We start from the raw sequence: 14865 nt of genomic DNA on the forward strand, positions 1-14865 counted from the left end.
TACGAATATCGGTCATCAATGAATTCTGACCTGTTCGGCGTGATTAAAGGGGTCGACACTTGAAATAACCCACTCATCTCCGGCTTTGCCACCATCAAGCACTTCGACTTGGCTCAGGCTAGTACTGCCGAGCTTAACCTCACGACGACTGGCTAAATCGCCCTCGATTTGATAAGCCACATTACCCCCACCGCTGGTCATAAAGGCGCCGCGTTTTACCATAAGAACATTGGGTCTGTGCTCTAATAACACTCGGGCCGAGATACGTTGATTCTGGCGCAGTGTTAGGCTGTCGCTTTGGTCAAATTGCACCCTAGCGGTCACTTCACGGTTACGCACTTCAGGGGAAATCGACGATAACTTGCCCATTAACTTAATACTGCCAAAACTCAACTCGACTTCCATGCCTAAACCCAGATCATCCGCATAGGACTCAGGCACGGCTAACTCAGCCTCATAGGCGCTTAAATCCACGACGGTTAAAATCGGTTGGTTAGCGCTAAGACGGGTTTTCTGCTCGGTAATCCAGTTACCGATAATACCGTTAACAGGTGCAACAATATTCAAGGCATCGACTTGACGTTCTAATTCACGCACCGCGAGAGTTTGACGCTCAACTTCTAGGGCTTTATTTTTAATTTCAAAGGTTAACGTATCTTTCGTTAACGCAACTTCTTGCTCTGCATGCTTAAACTTCAGCTTGGCTTTGTGTAAATCATCTTTGCCCTTTTCATAATCAATCTGGCCAATAAGCTGACTTTGAATCAGCTCCTCTCCGCGTCGACTTTCCCTATCCGCCGCTTCAAGATCGACCGTTGCGATATCTAAGGTTTGATAAGCTTGTAATTGATCGCGTCTTGCATCCAACTTAGCGCGCTCTAATGCACTCTCCATACCCGCTAATAGGGACTTGGCTTGCTCTAGCTGATTAGTGAGTCTTGGACTATCGAGTTTGGCGACCACATCGCCCTTATTAACAGTATCGCCAGGATTGCTGAGCAGGGTCACAGTACCTTCCTCTGTGCTATACAAAATAGGCGCATTGGCCGCCACGATTTTACCTGTGGTCGCCACATCGCGGGTTAACGTTCCAACGAAGAGTTTTGCGGTAGTGATGTCGCTGCGGCTTAAAGATTTGCTCACGCTATCAGTGCCTAAGCTCGCCCAAACTAAGGCGCTGACTAATAAGGCGCAACCGCCAATGATCAGCGGTAACTTAAGACGTTTAGAGGTAGATGGCACAAGTACTGTATCTTGGCCGCTAGTATCTTTAATCATGGCTTTACTCGCTTCCCTGTTGGAATCATCAGTGCCGGAGCGCAATCAACGGACACTATTTGGACATCTATATCACAGAGAAAGCAAAGCCTATGCCAAATCAGTAAAAACATTATTATTCAAAACGTTAAATTAAGTTTGTTGATAGAAGTGTCCGCGGACACTGGGGTTTAAATCGAAAAGTGTCCGCAGCAGATTAATCAAAAGTGTCCGATGCTAAAAACAGTGACATAGTACGGGCCATGCGGCTAAGCGCTTCAATTACATGTCCTAACAGATTTATTGGCCGAAACAGCCGAGTTTCCCTTTACAGTAAAATCCTTGCCACATAAGATCCCGCCACCCTCGCAGCAAAAACGATCAAAAGACCAAACCCTATGACTACAATAACAATCACTCGCCCAGACGACTGGCATATTCACTTAAGAGACGGCGCCCAGCTTAAAGATACAGTACGCGATATCAGCCGCTATATGGGCCGCGCCATCGTGATGCCAAACTTAGTGCCCCCCGCTATCGATACCGAAACCGCACTGGCCTATTACGATCGCATTAAAGCGCAGGTGCCCGCGGGCTCACAATTCGAACCTTTGATGGTGTTGTATTTAACCGACAAAACCAGCCCAGATGAAATCCGCAAGGCTAAAGCTTCGGGTAAAATTGTTGCCGCTAAACTCTACCCAGCGGGCGCGACGACTAACTCAGATTCCGGCGTAACCGATGTTAAAAACATCTATCCCGTACTCCAAACCATGCAAGAAGTCGGCATGCTGTTTTTAGTCCACGGTGAAGTTACAGATTCAGCCATTGATATTTTCGACCGCGAGCGTGTCTTTATTGAAAATATCCTCAGTAAAATTGTCGCCGATTTCCCCGCGCTTAAAATCGTGCTTGAGCATATCACCACCAAAGATGCGGTCGATTTTGTCACTCAAGCCTCAGACAATGTGGCCGCGACTATCACAGCCCACCATTTGCTGTATAACCGCAACCACATGCTGGCTGGCGGTATTCGTCCGCATTTTTACTGCCTGCCGATTTTAAAACGCAACACCCACCAGCAGGCGTTGTTAGGTGCAGCGGCAAGCGGCAGCAAGAAGTTTTTCCTCGGTACAGATTCAGCGCCACACGCCAAGGATAAGAAAGAAGCGGCCTGTGGCTGCGCGGGCTCCTACACTGCTCATGCCGCCATTGAGCTGTATGCCGAAGCATTTGAGTCGGTCAATGCGCTGGATAAACTCGAAGCGTTCGCAAGCTTTAACGGCCCTGACTTTTACCATCTACCACGCAATACCGATACCATCACGCTGGTCAAAAAGTCATGGGATGTTCCTGCAACTTACCCGCTTGGCGATACTAACGTCGTGCCTATTCGTGCTGGAGAAGCCATTGATTGGCAAGTTGAGTAAGCCTTAAGTCTTTAACATCAAGTCGCCTACGGGCGACTTTTTTATCAGATTTTGATTTTTAATCCACAATCGGTCAGTATCCTGCGCTTAGAATACGGCCCTTACTTATCACCTTTTAAGAGAAAATCAGTATGCCCACAAGGATGTTATTCTCCGTTTTATCTTCAAGCCTGTTGCTGACCGCCACGATCTCTTTACCGACCTTTGCGGCCAATGAACTCACAGGGATCTGGCAGGGACAGTTAGGTAAAAGCAAGGTCAGAATTTGTTTTAATCAATATGGAACAGGCAGTTATTACTATCAACGCTACTTAACGCCGATAAGACTCGAGCAGCAAGATGAACTGTGGAAAGAAGAAAGCAATACCGGAAATTGGCAGTTTGATAGTGTCACGTCACAAAAACTGAGCGGCCATTGGTTTAAAGATACCGCGAGTAAATCGTTACCAGTGCAACTTGAGCGAGAAATCAGCCCAGATAAGGTCGAGGATTGTAGTGCCGATGCTTACAATCTACCGCTAGAAACCACGCCAAAACTCAGCCGAGGTAAATGGCAAAGCTACGAAAATATTGAGTATCGCCCGCTGACGTTTGGCACAGATGTAGGTATCGAATTTAAAGGCCCACAAACGGGTATATTGGCAATTAATCAATGGCTTGAACATAAGCTCACCGATGAAGTCCAACTAGCACAAACCTTTGACACTCGCCGCAGAATGCTGGCACAAATGGGCAGTTTTGTAACTGACGAAACCTTTGCCGAACCGATTTTTATTAATCAGCATTGGCTCAGTGTGCGCCTATATCGCTGGGCTGCAGGTTATGGCGCCAATGGTATCAGCCAAGAATTTGTGAGTTTCTCCCTTACCGACGGCAAACCTTTCCACCCGTGGCAGTGGTTTCTCGCCGATACGCAACCACGAAGTATGCTCGTGGGTATGAGTCATCCTTTACCCCCAGCATTAAGAGACAAATTGTTTACTGGCAAAGCACCGGACGCAGAATGCCCCACATCAGACGGCTCGGGATATTACCAGCTCACCCTTGAGCCAAAGGGGATCAAATTCTGGGAAACGCCCCGCGGCGATGGCTGTGAAAATGAGTTTATCCTCAGCCCGCAAGAAGCCATGCCCTATGCCACCCAATGGGGAAAAATACAGCTTAAGCTATTGGAATAGTGTACTTAACTGAGAAAATATTAGAGGGAAAGAAAGCAGTCATGGCGATGATAATGAGCGCGATGAGAGTAGCGCGACGACAAGCGCTCTTTCCCTCCCGACACAGCAATCCATTTCGAGCTAATTCATTTCAGTAAGGAATCATCTTTGAGCAATTTAACCGCAAAAATAGCGACACCCGAGGCCTTAGTGCAAGCTCAGCTTGAAGCATAATATTTGAGCAAGGAGTGCCTACTACCTTGAAAAACACCGATGGTAAGTGTGAGAGCATTGAGAATTATAGATAAAAAGGAGTTATCGATGAAGGAAATAGATTTTAATCAATTGCAAAATATAAATGGGATCTATTATGAAATAGATACACAAATACCTTTTACTGGGAAAAGTAAAAGGTATTATGAAAGTGATGATTGTGACGGATATAGGGAAATAACTTATAGAAATGGTCTAGAAGACGGTCCTTTTAAAACATATGATGAAGATGGTTTGCTATTGTTCGAAGGATCTTATAAAAATGGGTTGGAAGAAGGCCCTTACAAAAAATATTATGAAAATGGCGGAGTGGAGAAGGAAGGAAGTTATAGAAATGGATTAGAAGAAGGCCCTTACAAGATATTTTATAAAAATGGCGCTGTAAGGCTTGTAGGGAATTATAATAATGGATTAGAAGATGGTCCTTATAATAGATATTATGAAAGTGGGAGGATATTGAGAAAAGGAACTAAGAAAAATGGACTTCCAGAAGGAATTTGTGAATCATATTATGAAAATGGTCAATTGTGGGGAGTGGTTTTCTGTAAGGATGGTAAGCAGGAAGGCCTTTCTAGATATTATTATGAAAGTGGTCAGTTGTGGTGGGAGATGACGTATAAAAGTGGTTTGGAAAATGGCCACTCTATACATTATTATGAAAATGGAAAGGTCAATTGTGATGCAACTATTGAAAATAATCTAAAAGAAGGTCCATATAAGCGATATTATGAAAGTGGTCAATTGATGGAGGAAGGGACTTATAAAAATGACTTATTAGAAGGAGTCCTTAAAAGCTATTGTGACGATGGGCAATTAGCATCTGAAGAGATTTATAAAGATGGTCAATTAATCATGGTAAAAAAAATAAAATTTAAATCTGCAATTCACTGAACCAGACTTATCTCGTCTGGTTCCCAGGGTAATCGCGTGAATGTTCATATTTTGTCCGCCTTGGCAAGCCCAGCCATTAATATCTTTTCAAGAAATGCGGTTTTCATCCAAGCTCGATTTCTTTTGGTCACTAAACTCGACTTGCTCGGCTAGGCATTGAGCATATAAGCGAAAGTCAGGACTCCCATAACTCTTTTTCTGCTTTATTATCAATATTATCAAGACATCCATTGTTCATAGCCTGTACCTTAAGCATCTAAATGTGCCCATATCACCTCTAAGCTATTGTCGTGCTTTGTTTTTGACTGCTTGCTGCGGGTAATAAATTCTATTGCCCAACTCAGATCGGCCTTGAACTACGTATTACCACGCATGGCAGTAAAAAAAAGCGGACAGCCATGAATTTTTTAAGAATCAACCATCTGACATACACAGGGATTAACCCAAATTAAGCACCATCATGGAAGTGACCATCCGTGGCATGGGCGCTTATTCACATCCATGTGATCGCGACATTATTATGTCCTAATACAGCAGATTCCATGCTCGAGCATCAAGGGACGGACTTGCTGCGTGTCACTGGAATGATAGTGCTGAATGGATATGCGGAATTAAAGCTCCAGCAATATTTACAAACACACGAAGGATTAAGTTGGCATCCCAACTAAACTGCTGACAAAACTGAGTATTCATGATCTCACCCTGCGGTAAATTGCATTAACTCACCAAAAGATTTTTTGTTTACGAAAAAGTCTTAACCAAACATATCCTCATTGATCAAAATAGGCTGAAAGAGCAAAATGCGCCTCTTGAAGCCGTATGCCAATTCGACTAACACTCCTGTGTCTATGGCAAAATTAAATGTGTTGATTATGTGAAGGTAGGTGCAATGGATAGCTCAATATTAGTTTTTGATTCAGGTTCAGGTGGACTAACTGTCGCGGCCGAAATAAAAAAGAGAATCCCCAACATACGGCTGAGTTACGTCTCTGACGCTGGCTTTTTCCCGTACGGAAAAAAGCCGCACGATATACTAAAAAAGCGAATTTTAGACGTTATATCCAAAGCAAGCTCACTGACTCAACCCGATATCATCGTTATCGCCTGCAATACAGCGAGTACCATTGCGCTAGACTTACTTCGTACTGAACTCAATATACCTATTGTCGGCGTTGTCCCTGCGATAAAACCTGCCGCTTCGTTATCAAAATCAAAGGTAGTGATGGTACTTGGCACTCACACCACGGTGAACTCAGCTTATGTGAAGATGCTGATCACGAATTTCGCCACAGAATGTAAGGTTTTAGTAGAAGACTCTGAAGTGCTGGTTCTCGCCTCAGAGCAAAAACTTCTCGGCAATGGGTTTGATCCCGACATTGTAACTCAGGAAATTCAGCGTATTTTTAGCAAACCCGATGCGTTTAATACCGATGTATTAGTGCTGGCTTGTACTCACTTTCCACTTATCAATGCAGAAATCAAAAATGCCCTTCCCCACCACGTTACCGTCATTGATTCTGGATTAGCCATTGCTAATCGAACGCACTCATTGTTGAAAATCGAACACCAAGCGTGTAGCCCGATACTCGATCCAGAAATAACGTTTTACACCACTGGGAATGTAGATTCAGAACAAGCGAAACAAAGCAAAATTGAAGCACTGCTTCAGTGCTCAATTAAATTTAAGCCGCTGTTATTGTAATATTTTTAGCTCATTTTCTTTTAAAAACCGTTTTCAAAGAAATCTAAATGATTACCCTAAAAAACACCACGAAACAAATGCTATATACCATCGCTGATTGTTAAATGTTGGGTCTTAACAGGCCGCTATTGCGGCCTTTTTTGTATCAGCTACTTCCTGAAGTGCTTGTCTTCGCATAAAATTCGGCCCGTTTACTGGTGCGCATGAAGCGCAAGTTATCGGTATAAAAGGTGTAGTTAAATGGAACTTTCGATTCGCAGTTTATTCACTGCAGCGGGCATGGTGTTGTTATCCTCTTTAACGGTTATTCCTGCGGCAAGCGCTGCGGGCAAAGCCGTCCATCCCACTGTCGATTTACCGAATGGCCAATGGCTTAATTTTCACCAAAAAGACAATCAAGTGTGGAGCGAAATGTCCGACGGCGATGCGCCCGGCGTACATCTTGATGATTATGGTGCGGCTGAAATTGTGGCCGTTTTTTACTATGACTTTGATAAGGGTGGCGACAAAGAAGTCGTGGTCATGCTTAAAGATGCTGATGGCCAGCATTTACGGGGTTATGGTTTTGAGGATTCAAAACTCACTAAGCTGCCACGCCTTCAAGTTGTGCTGGATGAAGTCGCCCCGACGTTATCATCATTTACCGTCAGCGACACCCGCAAAGTGTTAAACCAAATTCCGCCGCAGCAATATCGCATGACCTATGATGTTGAGGCGATTGAAGATCCTGCCATTAAAGCGATTATCGATGGATCAACCAAGCTCAAACCAACCTTAATCGGCTATCGCAATGCTAAAGGTTTACCCGCCGATGTGAAAACCGCGGACGAATATAAATTACGTTATCCCCTCACCCGCAAAGATAAAGATGCCCAAGGCCGCGAGCATCAATACAGTTTAGTGACCCACTTTTATCGCAATGATTATCGCGAACAACAGGGCAGTTTTGTGTTGGTGAGCGTTGTCTTTGAAGCCGATGATGTGGACTGGCTAAACAGCGGTGAGGGTGAGATCCCAAAAACGGGCCCAGCTTATGATTATATGAATCTCGGTGGATCTTGGGCTGGACTTGCGCTTGAAAGTCATTATGCCCAAGGTGTGCTCGATGGCCCCTATATCGCCTACGATAACCGTAATGCCAATATCATGTTGAATGGTCAGTACAAACAAGGCAAAAAAGTCGGTAAATGGATGGAGGCTGACGGCCAAGCAAGCTATTGGGAAGGTGAATATCTTGACGGTAAAAAGCAAGGTAAATGGATTGCACAGTCCATGTTCGATGAGGCAGATAACTACGGTTTTGCCCATTACAATCAAGGAGTACTCGATGGCCCCTATGAAATCTATGAGCCCGAATATGGCGCAGACACAGGTGATAAGCGATTGTCTGAAAAAGGCATTTATCGCAATGGTGTCAAAGACGGTGAATGGCTTGAGAGCAATGGCAATAAAGGTCACTATCAAAACGGCATTAAACATGGCCCTTGGGTAGATAAAGTCTCGCTTGGCGAATACCGCAACTATGTGGGTAACGGGGCTTACCTTGATGGCAAGCGCACTGGCCCTTGGGTATTTAAAACTGACAAGAAATCACGGATCGAAGTGACTTATCTCAATGGATTACGCGAAGGTGGAGAAAAACTAATCAGCGATGAAAATGTGCTCTTTGCCAATAAGCATTATAAGCAGGGCCTGCTCGATGGTCAGAGTATTTGGTACTCAGCACAGGATGTTGCCAGTGGCATTAGGCACTATCGCAAAGGTGAGTACCATGGCATGCAGGCGATTTTTGATCCTAACCACAATCATAGGCTTATGGAGTTAAGTCATTATGAATATGACGAAACCTTGCCCGTCAAGCCCTCTCAGGACGAGTGCATAATGCGAGAAAATCCCTATAGCAATGACTGTAAGGACATACTGAATCCCCCCTTTAGAAATACGCCGTCAATTAAGCATGGGGAACAATATTATTATGATAGTAAAGGAAAATTATACAAATTTTCTGACTACCATCATGGCAACCTCATCAAAGAATATGAATTCGATGAAGAGGGACATGTCCAAAAGCTGCAAAATAATGAACAGGGGCAAAACAGTCAAATCAGCATCCGCTACAAGAAGGATGGCGGTTATTCACTGTCCAATTACAGCGACAATGAGCAACGTGGCTGGACATATGAAATCGATAACAAGGATCGATTACTGTCCCTGAAGTATTACCACGATGGTGAGAAAAAGGGGTTTATCATCCGCTATAACACAGATGGCAGTTATGCGATTACAGAAAGGTAAACATTAATATCGAACATCAGGCACTGCTTATCCTTTTATCCTAATGGTTAACTCAAGGCCTTGAAGACAATTACCAGCAAAAAGGCAAAGTTTAAAATTGGGATATAGGGTAATGCGGATGCCCTTGATTAAATTGACCTATACCAGCCTAATTAAAGTGCGCTTTATTCAGGCTAAGTAAAAATGGTTATTTTACCAATCACTTAGTTTGTTCTTGTTAATAGATGTAATGGTGCGTCATCACTTAAATAAATATCATCCACCAGATATAGCTTATTAGTACGGATCATCTGACGAATCGCCTCAACATAGGCGTGCCCACGCTCCGAATATCGGTCTAACGTCCCTGCAAGTGCAGAGCCTGTCACAGCTTGATTAGATTGTCTTGATTGGGCACGAAAATCTCGCATCTTCTGATAAGCATTATGGGTATTCAAATTCAACAAATACCCTTCCACCGAAGCAAATGGTGTATCGAATCGTGCTAAACCATAATTGCCTAAACCTTGGCGCTTCTGCCTAGGTTCCATACCATTACCCTTGAAATCCCACTGCCCAAATAATGCATTACCTTCACGGGCAAATCGCGATGTGCCCCAACCGCTTTCTTTTGCCGCTTGAGCTAACACTAACGATGGCGGCAGGATATCCACCCTTTCAAGTAGCATTTGTCTTTGGGCTTCTAACAGCGGTTTATCTTCACTGCTTATTACTTTGTACTTTACCCCTAAGGCTAATAACGCAATATCATCGAGGGGGGCAGACATAATGACCTGTCTTTCTTGCAAAATTTTCTCATTCGCCAATAAGACTAAAGGGGCAATCATTCTAAGAAACACCATTTTCTTTTGCTTCACCGGGAGTTGGCTTGACACTGAACTCCAGCCCTCTCCCACGGCATCAAAGGTCAATCTAGGGACCGATTTATTACCATCACGAAAGCTTTCTGGCGTGTAATCAAGCGAGTCAAACAAGCCCATGAGTTCATCGAGAGAACTGATATTCAGGCTCAGTTGTTTAATCTCTGGATTATCTAAGGATGACTGCTCAAGTATTTTGGGGGATGAGAAATGTTCAGCAACCGTTGAATTTGCAACAGCACCTTGATTCGCTTGCACCAGGGAAGTCGTCATCAGTTTTGGCAAGCTCTGCATATGATGCTGAGCACTCTGACTGGCAACTAAAGGATTGGAAGCCATCTGTGACTGAAAACCAAGAGCATCAACTGGCAGCCTATTTGAAATCAGCTTAGTCGCTAGCGTTTCTTGCACATACACCGAAGAGCATAAAACAGACAAAGCAATGAGTGCGAGCATAGCAACGGGAAGCTTAAACTTTATAAACATGGTATCTCTTTAACTGAGGTAAAACGGTAGCAATGGGATTAGCCAATACATCGGGGGCGTAAGGTAACAGTAAAAACCTGACTGTTTGCTTAATAGATATACAAAATGACCTATTACGATCATTTTTTAAGGAGAATAGGACGAGCGCCTTCTTGGCCGCCTCTTGATCCAATGTCAGCAATTAAATCCAACACCTTGATTTATTTAAACTCAATATGAAAATAGCGAGCGTTCACTCGCCAATAGAGATTGGCGAAATAAAATCAACTTATTCCAGTGCCAGCAAAACGAGGTAATGCCTCTTCAAGATAGGCGACGCAGGTGCGAAGTTTGGCAGACGTTTCTAATCGTGAGGCATAAATTACATGAATTTCAGCGGATTGATGATACTCGGGGAGTACTCTGACTAATCTGCCACTTAAGAAATCTTGCTGTAAATCCCAGATGGAGCGCAACATAATACCGTGGCCTTTAAGGCACCACTGCTTAGCGACTGTGCCATTATTGGTCATCAAGGAAGCCGCTAAATCAACCGAGGCTATGCCAGCCGCACTTTCCAATCGCCACACTCTATGGTTTTGATCGCGCTCGCGGATCCCTATGCACTTATGCTCGGCTAATGCCGCGAGATTGTTTGGCATGCCATGCGTGTCGATATAGGTCGGCGATGCCGCCAATACCCGATAATTACTCGCAAGACGCTTAGCAATCATTTGCGGTGGCAATTCGCCACCGACACGGACCTCTAGATCAAAACCTTCAGAGACCAGATCGACCGGGCGGTCGAGCAACTCTAAATCAACTTCTAATTCGGGATAGTGGAACACAAGGTCTGAAATAATCGGCGCAATACAGTGGCTGCCAAATCCTGTGCTAGTTGCGATACGTAATCGCCCCCGTGGCACTTGCTGCTCTAAGCTAATTTCAAGGCTCATTTGCTCCATGGTATCGAGCAAACGTTCGGACCATTCCAAGGCAATCTTGCCCTCTAAGGTCAGGCTGACACTTCTGGCAGAGCGCAGAAACAAGCGCACTCCGAGCGCTTTTTCTAATAGACCAATGCGTTTACTCACATACGCTGGAGAAAAAGATAATTGCTCCGCAGCGGCTGTAAATCCCCCGCTTGTTGCGGCGAGAACAAAGACCCGTAAATCTTCAAGTGGCGGCAGTTGACTCACGATTCGTAATCCTTAACAAAACATTTAGCCTATTCATACACGATACGAATATGGAATAACATACAAAAAATGCAGAATCCCCTATTGGAGTCGAAGATGTCTAAGGTAAAAATCGCCGTAATTGCCGGAGATGGCATAGGTACAGAAGTGATCCCCGAAGGGATACGCACACTCGAAGCCACAGGAAAAATCTTAGGTGTGACGTTTGAGTGGACCTATTTCGACTGGTCCTGTGAAACCTACCATAAAACCGGTCGCATGATGCCAGAGGATGGACTTGAGCAACTAAAATCCTTTGATGCCATCTACTTAGGCGCTGTTGGATTTCCAGGAGTTCCCGACCATATTTCACTCTGGGGATTGCTACTACCGATCCGCAGAGCCTTTGAGCAATACGTGAACCTTAGGCCTATTCGGTTATTTGAAGGCGTGCCCTGCCCACTCGCGGGTAAAAAGCCCGGCGATATCGATTTTTATGTAGTACGTGAAAACGTGGAAGGCGAATATTCCGCCGTCGGCGGCATTCAATATGAAGGCACTGAACATGAGATTGTCTCCCAGCAGAGCATTTTTACCCGTCGTGGCACAGATCGCATCTTAAAATATGCCTTCGATTTAGCCCAAAGCCGCAAAGCAAAGCACTTAACCTCGGCGACCAAATCCAATGGCATATTTCACTCTATGCCCTATTGGGATAGTCGCGTCGTGGAAATGGCAAAACAGTATCCCAATGTTAAGGTCGACCAATATCATATCGATATTCTGACGGCAAATTTCGTGCTGAAACCCGAGCATTTTGACGTGGTTGTTGGCTCAAATTTGTTTGGCGATATCCTGTCTGATCTTGGCCCTGCGTGCACTGGCACTATCGCCATTGCCCCTTCGGCGAACATCAATCCAAGTAAGGAATTTCCGTCAATGTTTGAGCCGGTACATGGTTCGGCGCCGGATATTGCAGGCCAAGGTATTGCCAATCCTTTAGGCACAATTTGGGCTGGCGCTATGATGATGCAACATTTAGGTTATAGCGCAATGCACGACCTGATACTCAGCGCGATAGAAAACGTATTGAAAGATAAGCAGTCTTTAACCCGCGATATGGGCGGAACGGCGAATACTCGGGAGCTGACCGATGCAGTGATCGCTGCGATTAGTCGCAATTAAAACGTGCATTAAAACCTAATGCTAAAAGCCCTTTAGCATTAGGATTGAAAGGATTTTAGACTATCAAGCCGCTGATAATAAACGCATCAATAAGCTAACCAGTTAATGCGTTAATTAAAGGCCCTTCCTTACAGTGGCATTCTGTACTCAATGACTCCCGGTTTTTCACCAATCCAGTTATAGAGTTTTTGCGCGGTTAAATTTGTTTCCTGTGTATGCCAATACAGGCGCGCACAGTTGTGTTCAATGGCCGCTTGCTTTACAAACTCAATCAATTGTTTTCCAACATGTTGACCCCTTGCCGTTGGGGCAACAAACAAGTCTTCAAGATAACAATAATCCGTTTCGGCCCAAGTAGAACGATGAAAAACATAGTGCACAAAACCGAGTAAGTTTTGGCCCTCTCTTGCAACTGCGCAATAAATGGGTTCTTGGTCATCGAAGAATCGGCGCCACGTGGCTTGGGTGGTCGCTTCTGATAACGCCACTTTGTAAAAAGTCTGATAATCACGCCAATGTGGTAACCAGAGTAAATAGTCCGTTTCTTTAACCATATCAATGATCACTGTTAGTGATTGGCTGGACATTAGCGCACTCCTTGAAATTAAGTAAATGGTCTCAGTTTTACTGAAGCAAGATTCTAGATTCAATTGTGGTACCGCATAAGGTACACTTTTTGTATTTTTTACAGTACCAGTTAGCAAATGAAAAAACCTCAATCCAATTTCCCTCACTTGCAACTCAAAGATGGCATCCTCAAAGATCAGCTTTATCATGCGTTTAGAGAGGCCATTCTTGATGGACGTTTACACCCACGAATGAAGCTCCCATCCAGCAGAGCCTTGTCGGAAACCATGCAGATTTCACGTAACTCAGTACTGCAAGGGTTTGAGCGCCTGATTGATGAAGGCTATCTGCTGACTAAACCGGGATCGGGCACTTATGTATCGGATACCATTCCCGATGAACTGATCGATATTCCAAACCGTGCCAGAGAAAGCGCTCAAGCCTTTGATTCCGATTTAGAAATTAATCCACAGTTAATAGAAATGGCGCGACTGAAAGCGAAGGGGAATACGGACCACAGCCATAGTATGTTTAATATTGGCGTCGGATGCGTCGATCTTTTCCCGCACCAACTTTGGGGGCGGCTGTTAGGCCGAGTTTGGCGGCAATCGCGTAAAACCTTAGGTAAATCAAACTATAGCGCGGGGTATTGGCCACTGCGTGAGGCGATAAGTGACTATGCGCGTTCGACCCGCGGCCTCAATTGCACACCTGAGCAGATCATCATAGTCAATGGAACTCAGCAGGCCATTAACCTCACAGCGCAGGTACTACTCCAACAGGGAGATGAAGTCTGGCTTGATGAACCTGGATATGACGGGGCTTTAGGCGCTTTTCTCTCGCAAAATATGCAAGTTCGTCCTGTGAGTGTTGATGATGAGGGCACAAATATTGCCGATGCGATACAGCGGTATCCTGCAGTGAAACTGGCTTTTACCGCGCCCTCACACCAATTTCCCCTCGGCGGTATGCTAAGTCTGCCACGACGATTGGCCTTACTCGATTGGGCCGCTGAGCAAAGTAAATGGATTTTAGAAGATGACTATAATAGCGAGTTTCGTTATAGCGCCCGTCCGATACAGGCATTACAGGGGCTCGATAAACATCAAAGGGTGATCTACGCTGGCACCTTTTCCAAGATGCTGCTGCCCGAATTGCGACTCGGCTTTTTGGTGGTGCCCCCTAAACTGATACAGGCTTTCCAGTTGGCAAAATATTATGCCGATACGCACACGGCTCACCTAGAGCAAGCAACATTAGCGTTGTTTATCGCCGAAGGACATTACGCGCGGCATGTTCGCCGAGTGAGAAAAGCCTGCTTAGCACGCCAAACGGCGTTAATCGCGGCAATTGAGCAGTATCTGCCCGACAAATTGTCCGTTCAAACCTCTGACTCAGGTATTCACCTCGTGTGTTGGCTGAAGGGCGACTTGACCGAAGAGGAAGTGCTCAACAAATGCCGCCAAATACGTTTGGGGGCACAGCCTTTGTCTCGATATTGCCAAGCGCCCTATCCAAGGCAAGCTATCTTACTGGGCTATGCCGCTCATACACCTGATGATCTGCGGGAAAGTATCAAAAAACTGGCGCAGATCCTTTAATATC

The 14865-nt window shown here is 44.9% G+C and carries 11 protein-coding genes; 7 read left to right on the top strand and 4 right to left on the bottom strand.

The annotated features are described in order from the left end of the window. Nucleotides 1-15: 15 nt before the first annotated feature. Complete coding sequence (locus tag ACHA99_RS14585) at nt 16-1278, bottom strand: efflux RND transporter periplasmic adaptor subunit (RefSeq protein WP_113941198.1); 1263 nt, start codon at nt 1276-1278, stop codon at nt 16-18. Between the two features lie 377 nt (nt 1279-1655). Here ACHA99_RS14585 and pyrC point away from each other — a divergent pair, with 377 nt between their 5' ends. From pyrC to ACHA99_RS14610, 5 genes are all read left to right on the top strand, one after another. Next, nucleotides 1656-2687: a dihydroorotase gene (gene pyrC, locus ACHA99_RS14590; protein ID WP_263172748.1), complete on the top strand. Its 1032-nt coding sequence runs from the start codon at nt 1656-1658 to the stop codon at nt 2685-2687. A gap of 131 nt (nt 2688-2818) precedes the next feature. Beyond that, nucleotides 2819-3865 (top strand): hypothetical protein, encoded by a 1047-nt coding sequence (locus ACHA99_RS14595; RefSeq protein ID WP_393943456.1) that lies wholly within the window; start codon nt 2819-2821, stop codon nt 3863-3865. Nucleotides 3866-4165: 300 nt separating this feature from the next. Continuing rightward, complete coding sequence (locus ACHA99_RS14600) at nt 4166-5008, top strand: toxin-antitoxin system YwqK family antitoxin (RefSeq protein WP_393943458.1); 843 nt, start codon at nt 4166-4168, stop codon at nt 5006-5008. Nucleotides 5009-5897: 889 nt separating this feature from the next. Then, nucleotides 5898-6710: a glutamate racemase gene (murI, locus tag ACHA99_RS14605; protein WP_393943460.1), complete on the top strand. Its 813-nt coding sequence runs from the start codon at nt 5898-5900 to the stop codon at nt 6708-6710. Nucleotides 6711-6950: 240 nt separating this feature from the next. Further along, nucleotides 6951-9005 (top strand): hypothetical protein, encoded by a 2055-nt coding sequence (locus ACHA99_RS14610; protein ID WP_393943462.1) that lies wholly within the window; start codon nt 6951-6953, stop codon nt 9003-9005. 203 nt (nt 9006-9208) lie between these two features. On the opposite strand, the gene ACHA99_RS14615 is transcribed toward ACHA99_RS14610, so the two are convergent. Together ACHA99_RS14615 and ACHA99_RS14620 are read right to left on the bottom strand one after the other, a co-directional pair. Next, nucleotides 9209-10351, bottom strand: a complete 1143-nt coding sequence (locus ACHA99_RS14615) for a glucosaminidase domain-containing protein (protein ID WP_393943464.1) — start codon at nt 10349-10351, stop codon at nt 9209-9211. A 263-nt stretch (nt 10352-10614) separates the two neighbouring features. Continuing rightward, complete coding sequence (locus ACHA99_RS14620) at nt 10615-11529, bottom strand: LysR substrate-binding domain-containing protein (RefSeq protein WP_393943466.1); 915 nt, start codon at nt 11527-11529, stop codon at nt 10615-10617. A 96-nt stretch (nt 11530-11625) separates the two neighbouring features. On the opposite strand from ACHA99_RS14620, the gene ACHA99_RS14625 reads away from it, so the two are divergent. Next, nucleotides 11626-12693 (top strand): tartrate dehydrogenase, encoded by a 1068-nt coding sequence (locus tag ACHA99_RS14625; protein WP_393943468.1) that lies wholly within the window; start codon nt 11626-11628, stop codon nt 12691-12693. Nucleotides 12694-12821: 128 nt separating this feature from the next. Here the strand turns inward: ACHA99_RS14625 and ACHA99_RS14630 are convergent, their stop codons facing one another. Continuing rightward, complete coding sequence (locus ACHA99_RS14630; RefSeq protein WP_393943470.1) at nt 12822-13280, bottom strand: GNAT family N-acetyltransferase; 459 nt, start codon at nt 13278-13280, stop codon at nt 12822-12824. Nucleotides 13281-13397: 117 nt separating this feature from the next. On the opposite strand from ACHA99_RS14630, the gene ACHA99_RS14635 reads away from it, so the two are divergent. After that, nucleotides 13398-14861 carry a PLP-dependent aminotransferase family protein gene (locus ACHA99_RS14635; protein WP_393943472.1) on the top strand — a complete coding sequence of 488 codons (1464 nt, stop codon included), beginning with the start codon at nt 13398-13400 and terminating at the stop codon, nt 14859-14861. The last annotated feature ends 4 nt before the right edge of the window (nt 14862-14865 follow it).

Origin of the sequence: Shewanella sp. S23-S33, assembly GCF_043359565.1 — a bacterium.
In the GTDB taxonomy this organism is placed as follows: domain Bacteria; phylum Pseudomonadota; class Gammaproteobacteria; order Enterobacterales; family Shewanellaceae; genus Shewanella; species Shewanella oncorhynchi.